We start from the raw sequence: 15,704 nt of genomic DNA, 5'->3' as shown, positions 1-15,704 counted from the left end.
CGCGGATGCCTGCGAACGCCGACACCGGATATTCGACACATTCGGCGCGCCAACTTATGCGTCGCCTCGCTGCACTTGGATGGTCGCGCCTGAAATACCTGATCTTGATATTGCTGTGTCTTGCTGGTGCGATCGACGCCGAGGCCGAGGAAGTCGTTTCGCTCGCGCTGCCGATCAAGTGCCAGCCGGGCCTGACCTGCTTCTTTCAGAACTATGTCGATCACGACGCCTCGGACAAGGTCCGTGACTATCGCTGCGGCGGACGCAGCTATGACGGTCACGACGGCACCGACATCAGAATTCGGAATCTGGAAATACAGAAACAGGGAATAGAGGTGCTCGCCGCGGCGCCCGGACGCGTGATCGGGGCGCGAAACGACATGGAGGACATCTCGGTCAAGACCGCAGGCAAGGCCGCCATCGCCGGAAAGGAATGCGGCAACGGCGTGGTCATCGAACATGAGAGCGGCTGGCACACCCAATATTGCCACATGGCCAAGGGCAGTGTTCGGGTCAAGGTCGGCGATCAAACGACCACCGGACAGCCGATCGGCCTGGTCGGCCTGTCCGGCGATACCGAATTCTTTCATCTTCACTTCACGGTGCGGCATCAAGGAAAGATCGTGGATCCCTTTGCCTATGGCGCACCTGAGAATTCCTGCGGCGGCGGCCGGTCGCTCTGGGCCGCGTCCCTTGCCGAACAGACGCAATACCGTCCGCGCGAAATCATCGATTACGGCTTTGCCGGCATCGCCCCGACCATGGAGCTGATCGAGTCCGGCGAAATCGGCAAGCATCCCGTCACGCCGGGGTCGGATGCACTCGTCGCTTATGTCAGGACCATCGGCCTGCAGGCCGGCGACCAGCAATTCCTCGCGGTGCAAGGCCCCGATGGCGCTTCCGTCTCCGCCAACAATCTTCCAGCGCTCGACCGGGACAAGGCGCAATTCCTTGTCATCGCTGGAAAGAAGCGTAACGCGGCAGCGTGGCCCGCCGGACGCTACGCCGCGACGTATCGCGTGACCAGAGACGGTGCGGAAGTGCTGCGAAAGACGTTCGACATTGAGGCGCGGCCTCGATGAGCCGTGGTCGAGAGTAATTGCGGCTAGCCCGCGCCGCTCCCGATATGCGCCTTGTGCATTTGTCCCGCGACCGCCCTCACCTTGCCCGGCGACGCCCGCCAGATCCCAAACGCCGACAGGATGCTGACGGCGATGCCGATCGCAAACGCCAGCGTATAGCTGCCTGAAAGATCGTACAGCAGCCCGGTCGCCCATGGGCCCGCCGCGCCGCCGGCCAATGCGGCCAGCATGATGGTGCCAAAGATGCTGCCATATTGCCTGCCCTGAAAGATTTCGAGCACTACCGCGCCCATGATCGAGGTCAGGCCGTAGCCGAGCGCGCCTTGCGCGAAGATCATGAGATAGACCAGCGGCAACACCGGCGCGAACTTCAAGGCGATCAGCGCGGCGAAACAGATTGCAAAGCCGGTGCAGCTGATGGCCCAGATCCATTCGCGCCCGATCCGGTCGGAAAGATGCCCGAGCCAGATCTGGCCGGGGATGCCGAGCAGGCTGACGACGCCGAGCGCCCACACCGCGACGTTGGCGCTGAAGCCGATGTCGAGCAGGAATTTGGTCTGGTGCACCTGCACCGCGTACCAGATGTAGAGGCCGCAGAAATAGCCGAGCGAGATCCACCAGAAACGCGCGGTACGCAACGCGCGGCTAAGCGTCCAGTCGGTGCCGGCCCACACGGGATCGACGACGTTCGAGCGAGGCGCGGCCGATGTCGCCGACGGCGCCGCATCGCCATCCGGCAACAGCCCGATATCCTCGGGGCGTTTGCGCAGCAAGAAATTGATCGGCGCGAGCACGGCGATTACCAGGATGCCCATCGCGGTGCAGGCGGTGCGCCAGCCGGTCTGCTCGATCAAATGCTGCACCCACGGCAGCAGGGTCACCGAGCCGATGCCGACGCCGGCAAAGGCGAGCCCCATGGCGAGCCCGCGGCGGCGAATGAACCAGTTCGGCAGAAACAGCGATTGTCCGGAATAGCCAAGGCACACGCTGCCCGCGCCGACCAGCACGCCGATGGTGAGATAGAGATGCCAGGGCTGCGTCGTCAGCGGCGCGAGCAACAGCCCGCCGCCCATCAGCAAGACGCCGAGCTCCATCACCCCGCGCGGACCGAAGCGATCCATCATGCGCCCGATCAGCGGACTGACGCCGCCTGACACCACGAAGCCGAACGAAAACGCGCCCGCCGTGACGCCGCGCTCCCATCCGAACTCGCCGATGATCGGCGGAAAGAACAGCGAGAACGCCGTCCGCGCATTGACCCCGATCGCCATGGTGACGAACGTCACCGCAACGATCAGCCAGCCGTAGAAGAAGGGAAGACGCATCAGGTTGGCTTATCGCGTGGATTGCTTCGATGTCTCGGTAATTCGGATGGTTAGCAATAGTCTAATCAGACGCACCTTCGCATTGATGGCTCAGAATGACACGAATTTCTCCGGGACCGTACCGGGATGTGGTTTCGATGCACAACCTTATCCGGCATTGCACGTATCAATCGCTTTAGAATTGCGACGCATACTCAATCGGTCTTGCGCGCCGTGGCCCGTCGTAGCTGGCGGCACTCGATTCAGAGTGCTTTTCGCGCGGCTCTTGCGTGCGGTTCCATACCATCTAAGATGTAGGAGCCGGGATCGCGAAATTGGTTCAACATGAACGATAGGGCGGTGGACAAAGGCGAAGAACAGGCCGCCCAGACTGGGCGATTTGTTGTTCAGGGCGCGGGCGTCGCACTCGTGCGCCAAGAGACCGTCGTGCTGCTGGTCGATCTCGTGGAATCGGTGCGGCTCATGCGAGAGCACGAAGCCTTCACAGTGCGCCGATGGGCAGACTTTGTCGGGGTCGTCACCACTGAGATACTGCCGCGCTATCGCGGTGTCCTGGTAAAGAGTCTGGGTGACGGCCTCTTGGCGCGTTTCGAGACGGTGCCTGACGCCGCTGATGCCGCCGCGGCGATGCACCGGACACTTGCCGCGCAGAACGCCGGCATGCCCGAAGACCAGCATTTCGAACTGCGCGCCGGAATCAACGCCGCGATGGCGTGGAGCGACGGGATCGATATCTACGGGACCGGCGTAAACCTGGCAGCACGGCTGGCGACACTGGCCGGCCCCGGCGAGACGATTGCCAGCGCGTCGGCCCACGAGCAACTGGCGGCGGCCCTGGCCACGCTGGCGAATCCCGGAGAGACCATCGGCAGCGCCGCGGCGCGCGACGAACTAACGCACGGGGTCGATGCGTCGTGCGAAGACCTTGGCGAATGCATTCTCAAGCATTTTGACAAGCCGGTTCGGGCATATCGCGTTGGCCCGGCTAGTCCGCGTCCAAGCCTTACCCGGCGGCACGACTATGGAACGGCCATGCAGCCGACCATTGCCGTGATCCCCTTCTCTGCGAGGAGCGACAGCCCGGCGCTTTTCGATGTCGGCAACCTGATTGCCGACAGCGTGATCTGGCGACTGTCGAAGACAGCAGACCTGAAGGTGATTTCACGCCTGTCGACTGCCGTATTCCGCGGCCGCGCGAACAACGTCGGAGAGGTATCAGCACATCTTGGCGCCACCTATGTCCTCAGCGGGGCATATGTTGCGGATGCCGGCAAGATCATGGTGACTGCCGAACTCTCCGAAGCGCGCAACAACCAGGTGGTTTGGACTGGCCGATTGAACGGCGAAATCGGCGATCTGCTGAGGCCGGAAAGCGAACTGGCGGATCGTATCGCCCAAGCTGTGCATTTGTCCGTACTCGACGCCGAGGTTGAGCATATTCTGACCCAGCCGCTGCCAACTCTCGAGAGCTACTCGCTGCTGCTTGGCAGCATCAAGTTGATGCACCGCTCCAGCAAGGAGGAGTTTCTTCAGACGCGCAAAATCCTTGACGAACTGATTAACCGGCATAGTCGGATCGCTGCCCCGCGCGCCTGGCTTGGCAACTGGTACATCTTGCAGGTGACGCGCGGCTGGTCTGAGGACCGCAAGCGCGAGGCGGTCGAGGCTTTAAGCACAACCCACGCCGCCCTCGACCGGGATCCGTCGGACGCGCTTGCGCTGGCGACCGAAGGGTTTGTCTATTGTCACTTGTTGAAGGACCTGGAGACCGCGCGCAAGCGCTGCAGCGAGGCTGTGAATGCCAACCCCAGCCATGCCCTCGGCTGGCTCTATCTCGGCACCGTTAACGCATTCATGGGGGAAGGGAAAGCGGCTGTGGACGCGACTCGCCGCGCGATAGAGCTCTCTCCGCTCGATCCGCAACGCTACTATTTCGAGTCCCTTGGCGCGACAGCAGAACTTTCCGCGCATCAATACGAGAATGCCGAAAGGCTCGCGCGCTCGTCGCTTGTGCTCCACCGCATGCACCCCTCCACGTGGAGGGCTCTGACGATCTCGCTCGTGGCGCAGGAGCGAATGGATGAGGCGCGCGATGCGCTCGCCAAGGTGCGACAGCTCGAGCCGCAGTTGACGGTTGAGCGATATCTTGCGCGCATGCCGAATGCGGAGCTCGAAACCGGCCGGCAATGGGCGTGCTGCTTGGCAATGGCGGGGTTACCTTCGGGAAACGGCAACTCGAACCGGCATTGATCCTGGAGAAAAATATCTCGCTCGTGTGAAGTAGTACACATTCGGAACGAGCACCACCGGACAAATTGCAATGACGCGCTTACTGGCGGAAAGCTGACTTACTCACAGAGGAGGCAGGAATGGGCCAACTGGGCGGAGCAGGCGGAGCGGGCGGAGCGGGTGGTGCTGGTGGAGCGGGTGGGGCTGGAGGCGCTGGCGGCGCGGGTGGTGCCGGCGGAGCGGGTGGTTCAGTCCTTGGCACGCTTGGCGATGTCTACGCCAATCCGATCATGGTGGATGCGCTCATCCTCGGGCGCGAAGGAACGATCGTCCGCCCTGATACCAATTACTACGCGCCGCCGTTGCCGAACCCTATCGACATAGACAACGCACCGCCACTGGATCGCTGGGAGCCGTGGGTTCGCGCCCATATTGCGGTCGGTGAGCTACTTCAGGGCATTTCCTATCAAAAGACGAGCGACGGATTCCAAGTCTCGCAGTCCGGATCCGTGATCGCCACAATCGGACGGCCGAGCCAGGATACTTTCGAAAAGCAGATTCCGAAGGTGCTCAGCTGGGCAGAGCTGCGCGACGAACGCGCGACCGAAATTCTGGCGCAGATCGATCCGCAATACGCGTTCTGGTCGTCGATCGTCTACATGCATCCCGATCGGACCAGGCGCACCTTTGAGCTCGTCAATCTCATGCTGCAGCTCTGCGTCTTCGTGGAAATGCGCTTCAAGCATGCGCTGGCGTGCTGGCGTCCGGTCGAATACAACGCGCAGGTCCAGCCGATGATCACGACGCCCGGGCACGGATCCTTCCCGAGCGGACACTCAACCCAGGCCCACGCGGTGGCGTTCTTGTTGAAAGCACTGCTGAACCTGAATGCATATCCGACGGTGGCCACACAGCTCAATCGGCAGGCGGCGCGCATCGCGACCAATCGTGTCGTGGCGGGAGTCCATTTCCCGGTCGACAGCATAGCGGGACGCATGTTGGGCGTGGCGCTGGCCGAGTATTTCGTCGGGCGTTGCCTTGGAAGCACGTCATCCAAGAGCCGGACGTTCAACGCCGCCCATATGGACAGCCATCCCCGCACGGACTTCAATCCATTCAATGCCGACCAGGATCTCGCCGCGAACAAGTTCTATTCGGAATCCACGGGAGGTTCCGTCACCCAATCTCTTTTGATGAAGCACATGTGGGATGCGGCCAAGATGGAATGGGCGAACAAGTTCCCTTAAGCCGAACCTCGTGGTGCAATCCGAAGCGGAGGACTTCCCATGGCCGAGCAATTGCCGGGCTGCTTTGGTCCGTACCTGCGGTACGCGATCTCGACGGATTTCAAGAACTTCGCGTCCTTCGACAATAAGAGCTTCAAGCTGTTCCTGCTCGTGGAATTCAAGGACGCCAAGAAGGCGGCGGCGTTCGCGCGGGAAATGGCTGATGACAGACATGACGATAAGCCAGGTATCGAGTTCGGTCCGACCGATCGGAACTCACGTTACGCCACCATGCGCGGATCCAAGGCGGCGATCGGGCAGCCAACGTACCCCCAATGGAACAATTATGTTTCCAGAGTCGAACTATCGCTGCCGGTAATGCCAAACGTCGAAATATCACCCGAGAGGATCATTCTGCGCGATCGTACGGCAAGCGCCGATCCGCCCACGGATCTTCTGATCGGCGTGATCGACGACGGTTGCCCATTCGCCGCCGCGCATTTCCTTAAAACTATTTCAAGCACCGGGGTCAGCACCCGGGTGCGCGGCATCTGGGACCAAGACCAGGACCCGGGCAGAGATCCGATCCCGGTGGACGGCAACACCGAGTTTGGCGAGCGCTTGATCGACTTCAAGTATGGCCTTGAGTTCCTGCGCGACACCCAATCGCCGACCGCTGCTTCGCGGATTATCGGGCTTAACGACTGGATCACGTTGCACTCGACGAATACAGGTATCATAGACGAGGAAGGCTGTTACGCGGAGGCGGAATTCAAAAGCCTCAAGTATCGGGCGTCCCATGGCGCGCATGTGATGGATGTGTTCGCAGGGAGCATCCCGTTGTCGTCACGTATCGGCCGCCGCGGTCCGCCGAGTTGGCGGCCGGGCACCGACGACGCCTCCGGCGCCGACGTGGTGTTCGTGCAGTTTGCAGAGAACTGCCTGCGCGATGCGACGGGCGTCTGGCTCAAGTCGTATGTGGTGGATGCCGTTTACTACATCATGTCCTTTGTCGACCCGAGCAAAACGACGAGGGTAATCATCAACCTCAGTTACGGGCCGACGACCGGACCGCACGATGGCACGGCGGAACTGGAGGACGCGTTGAAAGACCTTGTTGCGCAGTACTCCGCGGGACAGCCGAAGCTCGACATCGTGCTCGCTGCCGGCAATGCTTTTCTGACCGACGGGCACGTCCATGTCTGCAGGAGCAGTGGCCAGCCTGACTGCATCGCATGGACATGGCGCCTCCCTCCCGACAATACCACCCTGTGCTTCGTCGAAGTATGGATGAAAAAATACGACGCTGGCCCGGTCATCGTCACCCTGACATCACCGAGCGGGAAAAAATACATGCCGACCGCACCTGTCACGCCGCCTCCCGCTGTTTTGCCCCCTGCCGGAGTGGATGTACCGATCCCATGGGGTACCGACAATACGATGTGGCGGCTTCACGTGGAGCCGACCATCGCGACCGACGGTTTGGTTGTCGAACACGGAGACTGGACGATCGAAGTCAGCAACATCCCCCAGCGCGCGGAAGTTCATGCCTATGTGGCACGCACCGATCCCAACATGAACTTGCGTACGGGCGCCAAGCTTTCACGTTTTTCCGATCCGACGTGGGAGCGAACGCTGTCGGCTGCGGCCGGCTGCGAATACGACCAAGGGAAGTTCAACAGGGCCGGGTCGCTGATCGCGAGCCAAGGCACCCTCAACGGGATTGCCACGGCCGACGACGCCAGCGTGCACGTTGCCGGCGGCTACATTCTTTCAGATGAACGCAAGTCCTCCTATGCATCGGCGGGCCCGGCGCGCGGCGGTTCTCGCATCGGTCCTGACTTCGCCCTTCCCTGTGACGAGTCGCATGCGCTCCAGGGCATCGCCGCCGGCGGCAACCGAAGCGGCGGTATTTTTCGTCTCGTCGGCACCAGCGTCGCGGCACCACAACTGGCACGATATGTTGGGTCGGCGATTCCGACACCGATAAATACGACCAACCCGCCGGAGGAAACGGGATACGGCGACCTTGAAGCGCCATAACAGTGCACGCCATCTCGGCACTACCAGGCCGCCGCAACGCGGGGTGTGAATCGGCAATGGTCAACGGAGCGGTGGCCAGCCTCAAGGCGATCGCGATAGTCACCGCCGCGTTGGACGATTGCGCTTCCAATACTCGGCGTTGACCGCGCCCGCCGGCACCTCGCCGGCGATAATGGCCTCCACCTGCCGCACCGTTTGCAGCGACTGGCTCTCGATCGCCGGCGGCGTCAGGCCGCCGATATGCGGCGTCGCGATGACGTTCGGCAGTTTCGCCAGCTCCGGCGATGGCATCTGGTCCAGTGCGCGGCCGACATCCATCGCGGCGCCTGCGATGCGGTTCTCGCGGAGCGCCGCTGACAACGCCGCCTCGTCGACGAGATTGCCGCGCGACAGGTTGATGAAGAAGGCACGCCTCTGCATGCGCGCCAGCGCCGCCTGCCCGATCAGGTTTTCGGTTTGCTCGTTGGCCACAGCGAGACAGACGACAAAGTCGGATCGGACAAGCAGATCGTCGAGCGGCACATGCTGAAGACCCTGTTCGCTGACGGTCGCAAAGGGATCGGCAATCAGAACCTCCATGCCTAGCACCATGGCGATCTGGGCCAGATAACGGCCGATGCTGCCATAGCCGATGATGCCCAGACGGCTGCCGGCCAGTTGCCGGCCCATGATGATCTCGGGCTTGCGCTCCGAATGATAGTCGGCCGTGGCGCGTGACACGCCGCGCGACAGATCGACCATGAAGCCGAGCGCCAGTTCGGCGACCGACTGGACGAATCCCGGCCCGGCCCGCGTGACCAGCACGCCGGTGGCCGATGCGGCGCCGACGTCGATGTTGCGGATATCGACCGCGCAGCGAACGAAGGCGCGCAATTTCGGCAGTGCCGGAAATATCTCGCCTGGTCCGGCGGTGAGGCGGTCGGCCACGATGATGTCGACATCGTTTGCGGCCTCGATCAGGCCGGTGGCGTCGAGCGCAACGTTCGATTCATGCAGCTTCACCTGCGCGATGGCTTGCAATCCCTCGAGGCTGCGCGCGCCATAATACTGGGCGCGAGATTGCGGCGTGTGGGTCAACAGGACTTTCAACGCAGGGCAGCTTCCCTATCGATCGCCAAGGCGTGTAACATCACGGCGGGTACATCTATGGCCAAACCGCCACGTCGCGCAAGGCGACAGGCAGCGTCGGTCTACTTGGTCCGGGCGACCGTCGTGCCGTCCCACTCGTCGCCGGCGGGATTTTCGAGCTGCTGCCGGCAGCGTTCGATCATCGCGGACGACGCGGTATCATGACGGATTTCCAGCACGTTCTCGAACGCAGCGATCGCGGACTTGAAATCACGCGCGCGCCAGGCGGCCAGGCCGGCCTCATAGGAAGTCACCCAATCGAGCGTCCCGTCGAACTCGTCCGCCATTCCAAGCAATTCATAGATCTGCAATCCACCCGCGCGGCCATAGACCGCCAGCCGGTCGAGTTCGCGAACCACGATGCTTTTCCCCGCCAGCCGGCGCGTTTCGGGGCCGATGATGATCGTAGAACCATACGCCTTGTTGGTGCTCTCAAGCCGGCTCGCAATATTCACGGCATCGCCGATCACGGTGTAGTTCAGCCGCACTTCCGACCCGATATTGCCGACCAGCATGTCGCCGGAATTGATGCCGATGCGAATCTTGACGCTCTCGCCGTGGTCATCGACCAGGCCCGCCTCCTCCACCGCGCGCCGGCATGCCAAGGCCGCCCGGCAGCAATCGACGGCATGATCCGGGTTGGGCGCCGGCGCGCCCCAGAACGCCATCACGGCATCGCCGATGAATTTGTCGATGGTGCCATTCTGGTTTTGAATCTGCACCGAGACGCTGTCGAAATAGCGCGACAGCAGCGGAATGATGCGGTCGCCGAGCCGCTCCGACATCCCGGTAAAGCCGGCGAGATCGATGAACATCACGCTCATCGGCCGTATCGCACCGCCGAGGCGCGCCCCGTTGCCATCGCTGATCAGCCGCTTCACCAGGTCGGCCGGAATGTATTTGCGGAACGCGGCAAGTCCCTGCGCCATGTCACCGATCGCGCCGGAGAGATTCCCGATCTCGGTCAGCCGCGACGGGTGCCGCTGCACCTTGTCGAGGTCAAAACGCTCGACATGCCTGATCTCGTTCACCACCTTGATCAGCGGCGCGGCGATCAGGCGCTGGGCCAGCCATGCCGATAATAGCCCGGCGAAAACGATCAGAACCGCAAGGCCGACCAGCAAATTACGGATCGTCATCTGCACCGGCCCGAGAAATTCCGATTCCGGCACCACCGTCACCAGCGACCAGCCCGGAAACGAGATCGGCGTCAGCACCGCCTGATAGGCCTTGCCGTCGCGAACCACCTTTGTATTGAACGGCTGCCCTTCGCCTGGTTCGTAGGCGCTGGCGTTCTGGATCGCTTCGACCGCGATGGGAAACAGCGGATGATCGGTTTTCAACGCCACCGCTTCGTTGGCGTTCGGATCGGGGGCTGCGACCACCTTGCCGTTGCGTTCAAGGATGAAGGCGCCGGCCGATTTTCCAACGGTGAGCTGCGACAGGAAATTCGATACCCGCGTCAGTTCGATGATGATGGCGATGACGCCGGCAGGCTTCTGGTCGATATCGATCGGCGCCGCGAACGCCGCCGCCAGCCGCTCGCCCTTGGGATGCGTCGTGAAGGTTGCCCAGAGTTCGTCGTTGGTCTCGATGGCGGTGCGAAACCATTCCTGATCGGTGACAGAATATTTGGTGTCCTCGACGTAGCTGTTCTTGAGTTGAAGATCGTTGCCGACGAATTCGTAGCGGTTGGTCCGCAGCTTGCGATCCGGGGTGATCTCCAGCATTTCGATGACGCCATCGCCGGCCTTGTGCCCGGCAAAGAACGATCCATCCGGCCATCCGAACGCCACCCAGGAGATGGTCGGCTGCGACAACAATTGCGACCGGAAAACGACTTCGCGTTTCCCGGCGTCGCGCGGCTCGAACACTTTTTCGGCCAGCAGCGTTCGCACCGCCATCATCGACGACCGCGCCTCCGTCGTCACCGACTGCAATTCGTCGCCCACGGCCGAAACGATCTGGTCGTTGATGGTGTTGGCGAGCGTCTGGCTGACCTGATGGGCGGTGCGCCACCACAACAGATGCACGCCGACGGCGCTGACGACGATGGACGTCAGCACGAGGGCGGAAATGGCGGTGCGGATGCCAAGGCGCATGAGGGGTCCTGTGTCGCGGGGCCGTTACCGGCATTACGCGACCATACCAGCGTCTGTTTCAGCGGCGAGGCCATTTCGGCGTCCCGGACACGGCTCTGTGACCGAACTTGAGCCGTAATGACGACGAAACTTATCGATTGTCTGTTCCGTATAGGCCATGACGGCGCTATGCCTTGTGGCAATTCTCGAAGGTCATGCAATGCACGATGTTTCCATCCCGGCGGCCCTGATTGCCGGTCTCGTCAGCTTCCTGTCCCCCTGCGTGCTGCCTTTGGTGCCGCCCTATCTGATCTATCTCACCGGCGCGACCATCGAGCATGTCGCCAATGAGGAGACGACGCAGACCTCCAAGCGGGCGGTGATGGCATCGGCGGTGATATTCGTGCTCGGCTTTTCCACCGTCTTCGTGGCGCTCGGCGCCAGCGCTTCCCTGATCGGCGGCCTGATCCGCGCCTGGTCGGCCGAGCTCTCGATCCTGGCCGGCATCGTCATCATTATCATGGGCCTGCATTTCCTCGGCCTGACCCGGATCGGGCTGTTGATGCGCGAGGGACGGATGACGATGCCGAAGCCGGTCGGGCTGTGGGGCGCCTATGCCATGGGGCTCGCCTTCGCCTTCGGCTGGACGCCCTGCATCGGGCCCATTCTGGCGGCGATCCTGTCGATCGCAGCGGCCGAGGCCACGGTCACCAAGGGCGCTGGCCTGCTCGCAGTCTATTCCGCAGGCCTCGGAATCCCGTTCCTGCTGGCGGCCTTCATGATCGAACAGTTCTCCTCGCTCTTTGCGCGGATGAAGCGACATCTCGGCAAGGTCGAGCATGCCATGGGCATCCTGATGGTGATCACCGGCATCGGCTTCCTGACCGGCTCCGTCACCAGCATCAGCATCTGGCTGCTGGAGACTTTCCCCGCACTGCAAAATTTCGGTTAGGCCCTGTAACAAGGGGGCGGGCCATTGCGAAATTGCTTTCAGGACCAGATCGCCGCGATCGCGGCCGCGGCTTATTTGCGCGCACTGGATTGAAAGAAGCCGCAGGTCGCGGCATCGCCAATAAAAGGGGGGTTCGCATGTATTTCATCGTCCATCTGCTCATCCTGCTGCCTGCGCAGATCGCGTCGCATTTTTCCTGGGTCGGCCCCCTGATCATGCGGCTCATCGTCGGTTACACCTTCATGCTGACCGGCTGGGGCAAGCTCAATAATCTGGCGCAGGTGACCGAAAACTTTATCAGTTGGGGCATTCCGCTTCCCAAAATACTTACTCCTTTTGTGTCGGGCGTCGAATTTTTCGGCGGTGCGATGCTGATCCTCGGCCTGTTCACGCGAATCCCGGCCGCGATGCTGGCGGTGGTCATGGTGGTCGCCATCAGGTCGGCGAAATGGGGCGACGTCGATTCGCTGGAGACGCTGCTCGGCTTCGAGGAGGCGGCCTACTTCGCCGGCTTCATGTGGTTGGCGATCTGCGGTCCCGGCGCGGCGTCACTGGACCGGCTGCTGGTGAATGCGGCCGGCCACAGCGAGAAATCGACCTGATCTCACAATCCTGTGACAGCGCCGAAAAGCTGAGCCCGGATTTCGCCTGCCGCGTAGCTGGCGAAACGCCAGCGTTTCCGGGAGCCGCCATGAAACTCGTCCGCCTTGCCGACTTCGTCGCCCTCGCCGCATTTGCCGTGTCTCCGTCGTTCGCTTCGGACGGACCCAGATGGAGTGAATGGAGCGACGACCTGTTCACCCGCGCGCAGGCCGAGCAGCGCTTCGTCATTCTCGATCTCGAGGCGGTGTGGTGCCACTGGTGCCATGTCATGGAGAAGACGACCTACGCCAATCCCGAAGTCAGGGAATTGCTGGCCGCGAAATATCTGCCGGTGCGGGTCGATCAGGACGCCAACCCCGATCTGTCGAGCCGCTACGGCGACTGGGGCTGGCCGGCGACCATCGTGTTCGGCCCCGACGGCACCGAGATCGCCAAGATCAGGGGATATATCGAGCCGGAGCGGATGCAGGCGCTGCTGAAAGCCATCATCGACGATCCGTCGCCCGGACCGTCGGTCGGCGAAGCCTTCGAGGTGAAGCCGTCGACCTCCGCCTTCCTCGACAAAGAACAGCGCGCCGCGTTGACCAAGAATGTCGACGAATCCTACGAGGAAAAACTCGGCGGCTGGGGCGAGAACCAGAAATACATCGACGCCGACAGCATGGATCTGGCGATCACCCGCGCCGAAGCCGGCGACGCCACCGCGATCAAGCGCGCCCGGCAGACCTTGGATGCCGCCATTGCGTTGATCGATCCGGTCTGGGGCGGCGTGTACCAGTATTCCGAAGCGGGCTCCTGGACCCATGCGCATTTCGAAAAGATCATGTCGTTTCAGGCGCAATATCTCCGGCAGTACAGCCAGGCCTACGCGCTGTGGAAGGATCCGAAATATCTTGCCGCCGCGCGCAACATCGAACGCTATCTCGCGGAATTTCTGACCAGCCCTGACGGTGCGTTCCATGTCAGCCAGGACGCCGATCTCAACCACGATACCGACGGGCACAAATACTACGCGCTATCGGACAGCGAGCGCCGCAAACTGGGCATGCCGCGCATCGACAAGAATTTATACGCGCGCGAAAATGGCTGGGCCATTTCAGGACTTGCCGCCTACTACAACGTCACCAACGATCCCAAGGCGCTGGCGATCGCCGAACGCGCGGCGAAATGGGTGATCGACAACCGCGCGCTGCCGGATGGCGGTTTCCGTCACGGCGAGAAGGATCGCGGCGGGCCATTTCTCGGCGATACGCTCGCGATGGGCCAGGCCTTCCTCGATCTCTATGCCGCCACCGGAAATCGCGACTGGCTCACGGCAGCCGCCAAGGCCGGCGATTTCGTCGCGACCTTCCGCGATGAGGCCGGCGGCTTCGCGACCTCGAAGACCGCCGAAGGCAAGACCGGCGTGCTCGCAAAACCCGCCAAGCTGATCGACGACCAGGTGCAGGTCGCAAGATTCATGAACCTGCTCAACCGCTACTTCGGCAACGAAGGCTATCGCGAGCAGGCCGCGCACGCGATGCGCTATCTCGCCAGCGCCTCGGCCGGGATGATGCGCCCGCTGCCCGGCATTTTGCTCGCCGACGAAGAGCTCGCGGTCGAGCCCACCCACATGACAATCGTCGGACACAAGGACGACGCCCGCGCGAAAAACCTTCATGCCCTGGCCCGTGCGCTGCCGGCCCGCTACAAGCGGCTGGAGTGGCTGGATCTGCGCGAGGGCAAATTACCCAACCCCGACGTCGAATATCCCGACCTCGGCGAACCCGCGGCATTCGCCTGCAGCAACCGCATCTGTTCGTTTCCCTCCTTCAACGCCGAGGAGCTGCGCGCCACGGTGGCGCAGATGGCAAAGCTGAAGCCTGTGCGTGGATAGCTCGATCGAATCTCGTTGTGCAACGCAACCGACCGCAGACACCCAGGCTAATCCGTTGAAGCGCCGCGCTTTCTGAGCGGCGCGCGGTCGCTGCTGCGCGCAACGAAATACTCTGGAGCCGCCGGGGTTAGACATGGACGGGATGTCCAATGCCAAAAAAAGAAAATTTTCTTTTGAAACTCTGTAACCAAATCGCCTGATGCCCCGTAGCTGGTTTCGGATGAGCACTCGGTCACGGAGACTTGACGTTTCCGGCAAGCCCCCGCGACCCGATTGCCATCCATCACATCGCTTGCGTTGTGGGGGTCCGTGATCGAACGATAAACGGATGCTTGCGGCGTCTTGTCTTTAAACAATCATCGAGGAGATCGTCATGAAGTTGAATTCCAAATCCGGTGCGACGCTCGCCGCTGCCGCCGCCACCCTGTTCCTCGCGGGCTCGGTGGTGTCGACGGTGTCGACGCCGGCGAACGCCGCCCAGGGCAAGTGCATGGCCGGCAACGCCTGCAAGGGCCAGAGCGCCTGCAAGGGCTCCGCGAATGCCTGCAAGGGCCAGAACGCCTGCAAGGGCACCGGCTTCTCGATGGCTGGCGAAAAGCAGTGCGCCGCCATGGGCGCCAAGTTCGTCAAGGGTTGATCGGCGCATAGGTGCGCGGAGGGCCCGGCGCTCCCGGGCCCTCTTTGTTTCGACCCGGCGGCTGAAATAAATCGGGCCGCGCGTGTAACCAAAGCCAGACCCACCGCGTAACTGCTTCTGGGTGCCGTTTGTCGGCTGGAACTGTCGCTGCTTGCGGGCGATGCACCCTCACACTTCTTTTTGGAGGATACAAATGAAGATGACTTCCAAGTCCGGCGCCGCCATTGCCGCCGCTGCAGCCACCCTGTTCCTGGCGGGCGCCACCATGTCGACCGTGACCTATGCCGCCGGCGAAGGAAAGTGCGTCGGCGCCAACGCCTGCAAGGGCCAGAGCGCCTGCAAGGGCGGCAATCATGCCTGCAAGGGACAGAACGCCTGCAAGGGGCAGGGCTTCTCGGAGATGACCAAGGAGAAGTGTGCCGCGGCCAAGGGCAAGTTCACGCCGTCCTAGTTACCTGGTATGGTTCAATCGGGGCCCGGTGTAGGCCGGGCCTCGTTTCCATGATAGTTTCGTGGCGTAGT

Annotated in this window: 12 protein-coding genes; 9 read left to right on the top strand and 3 right to left on the bottom strand. The window is 62.2% G+C overall.

The genetic code is table 11. The features are described 5' to 3' along the window. The first annotated feature begins 56 nt into the window (after positions 1-56). Complete coding sequence (locus V1293_RS32120; RefSeq protein WP_334515291.1) at positions 57-1,082, top strand: M23 family metallopeptidase; 1,026 nt, start codon at positions 57-59, stop codon at positions 1,080-1,082. Between the two features lie 23 nt (positions 1,083-1,105). On the opposite strand, the gene V1293_RS32115 is transcribed toward V1293_RS32120, so the two are convergent. After that, on the bottom strand, positions 1,106-2,407 hold the full coding sequence (locus V1293_RS32115; protein ID WP_334515289.1) for an MFS transporter: 1,302 nt from the start codon (positions 2,405-2,407) through the stop codon (positions 1,106-1,108). Between the two features lie 339 nt (positions 2,408-2,746). On the opposite strand from V1293_RS32115, the gene V1293_RS32110 reads away from it, so the two are divergent. The 3 genes from V1293_RS32110 (at position 2,747) to V1293_RS32100 (ending at position 7,905) form a co-directional block, all read left to right on the top strand. Beyond that, on the top strand, positions 2,747-4,657 hold the full coding sequence (locus V1293_RS32110) for an adenylate/guanylate cyclase domain-containing protein (protein ID WP_334515286.1): 1,911 nt from the start codon (positions 2,747-2,749) through the stop codon (positions 4,655-4,657). A 119-nt stretch (positions 4,658-4,776) separates the two neighbouring features. After that, on the top strand, positions 4,777-5,883 hold the full coding sequence (locus tag V1293_RS32105) for a phosphatase PAP2 family protein (protein ID WP_334515284.1): 1,107 nt from the start codon (positions 4,777-4,779) through the stop codon (positions 5,881-5,883). A gap of 39 nt (positions 5,884-5,922) precedes the next feature. Next, a complete protein-coding gene (locus V1293_RS32100) occupies positions 5,923-7,905 on the top strand; it encodes a hypothetical protein (RefSeq protein ID WP_334515282.1) in 1,983 nt (660 codons plus the stop codon). Between the two features lie 99 nt (positions 7,906-8,004). On the opposite strand, the gene V1293_RS32095 is transcribed toward V1293_RS32100, so the two are convergent. Continuing rightward, complete coding sequence (locus V1293_RS32095) at positions 8,005-8,994, bottom strand: hydroxyacid dehydrogenase (protein ID WP_334515280.1); 990 nt, start codon at positions 8,992-8,994, stop codon at positions 8,005-8,007. A 101-nt stretch (positions 8,995-9,095) separates the two neighbouring features. Beyond that, the gene (locus tag V1293_RS32090; protein WP_334515278.1) at positions 9,096-11,135 is read right to left on the bottom strand and encodes an adenylate/guanylate cyclase domain-containing protein; all 2,040 of its coding nucleotides are present in this window, start codon (positions 11,133-11,135) and stop codon (positions 9,096-9,098) included. 199 nt (positions 11,136-11,334) lie between these two features. Here V1293_RS32090 and V1293_RS32085 point away from each other — a divergent pair, with 199 nt between their 5' ends. From V1293_RS32085 to bufA2 (V1293_RS32065), 5 genes are all read left to right on the top strand, one after another. Next, positions 11,335-12,066, top strand: coding sequence for a cytochrome c biogenesis CcdA family protein (locus V1293_RS32085; protein ID WP_334515276.1), 732 nt, complete (start codon positions 11,335-11,337; stop codon positions 12,064-12,066). Between the two features lie 137 nt (positions 12,067-12,203). After that, the gene (locus V1293_RS32080; RefSeq protein ID WP_334515274.1) at positions 12,204-12,668 is read left to right on the top strand and encodes a DoxX family protein; all 465 of its coding nucleotides are present in this window, start codon (positions 12,204-12,206) and stop codon (positions 12,666-12,668) included. Between the two features lie 89 nt (positions 12,669-12,757). Continuing rightward, positions 12,758-14,545 carry a thioredoxin domain-containing protein gene (locus tag V1293_RS32075; protein WP_334515272.1) on the top strand — a complete coding sequence of 596 codons (1,788 nt, stop codon included), beginning with the start codon at positions 12,758-12,760 and terminating at the stop codon, positions 14,543-14,545. 373 nt (positions 14,546-14,918) lie between these two features. After that, positions 14,919-15,182: a BufA2 family periplasmic bufferin-type metallophore gene (bufA2, locus tag V1293_RS32070; RefSeq protein WP_334515270.1), complete on the top strand. Its 264-nt coding sequence runs from the start codon at positions 14,919-14,921 to the stop codon at positions 15,180-15,182. 193 nt (positions 15,183-15,375) lie between these two features. Further along, positions 15,376-15,633, top strand: coding sequence for a BufA2 family periplasmic bufferin-type metallophore (bufA2, locus tag V1293_RS32065; RefSeq protein WP_334515268.1), 258 nt, complete (start codon positions 15,376-15,378; stop codon positions 15,631-15,633). Positions 15,634-15,704 lie beyond the last annotated feature (71 nt).

The sequence above is a fragment of the Bradyrhizobium sp. AZCC 1693 genome (assembly GCF_036924745.1).
Taxonomy (GTDB): Bacteria; Pseudomonadota; Alphaproteobacteria; order Rhizobiales; family Xanthobacteraceae; genus Bradyrhizobium.
The sequence above is the reverse complement of the archived record's forward strand: the minus strand, read 5'-3'. Positions and strand labels throughout refer to the sequence as shown.

Excerpts from the sequence above, each read along its gene's own strand:
- V1293_RS32120 (WP_334515291.1), top strand. The coding sequence starts at position 57 with ATGCGTCGCCTCGCTGCACTTGGATGGTCGCGCCTGAAATACCTGATC.
- V1293_RS32115 (WP_334515289.1), bottom strand. The coding sequence starts at position 2,407 with ATGCGTCTTCCCTTCTTCTACGGCTGGCTGATCGTTGCGGTGACGTTC.
- V1293_RS32105 (WP_334515284.1), top strand. The coding sequence starts at position 4,777 with ATGGGCCAACTGGGCGGAGCAGGCGGAGCGGGCGGAGCGGGTGGTGCT.
- V1293_RS32100 (WP_334515282.1), top strand. The coding sequence starts at position 5,923 with ATGGCCGAGCAATTGCCGGGCTGCTTTGGTCCGTACCTGCGGTACGCG.
- V1293_RS32090 (WP_334515278.1), bottom strand. The coding sequence starts at position 11,135 with ATGCGCCTTGGCATCCGCACCGCCATTTCCGCCCTCGTGCTGACGTCC.
- V1293_RS32085 (WP_334515276.1), top strand. The coding sequence starts at position 11,335 with ATGCACGATGTTTCCATCCCGGCGGCCCTGATTGCCGGTCTCGTCAGC.
- V1293_RS32080 (WP_334515274.1), top strand. The coding sequence starts at position 12,204 with ATGTATTTCATCGTCCATCTGCTCATCCTGCTGCCTGCGCAGATCGCG.
- V1293_RS32075 (WP_334515272.1), top strand. The coding sequence starts at position 12,758 with ATGAAACTCGTCCGCCTTGCCGACTTCGTCGCCCTCGCCGCATTTGCC.
- bufA2 (WP_334515270.1), top strand. The coding sequence starts at position 14,919 with ATGAAGTTGAATTCCAAATCCGGTGCGACGCTCGCCGCTGCCGCCGCC.
- bufA2 (WP_334515268.1), top strand. The coding sequence starts at position 15,376 with ATGAAGATGACTTCCAAGTCCGGCGCCGCCATTGCCGCCGCTGCAGCC.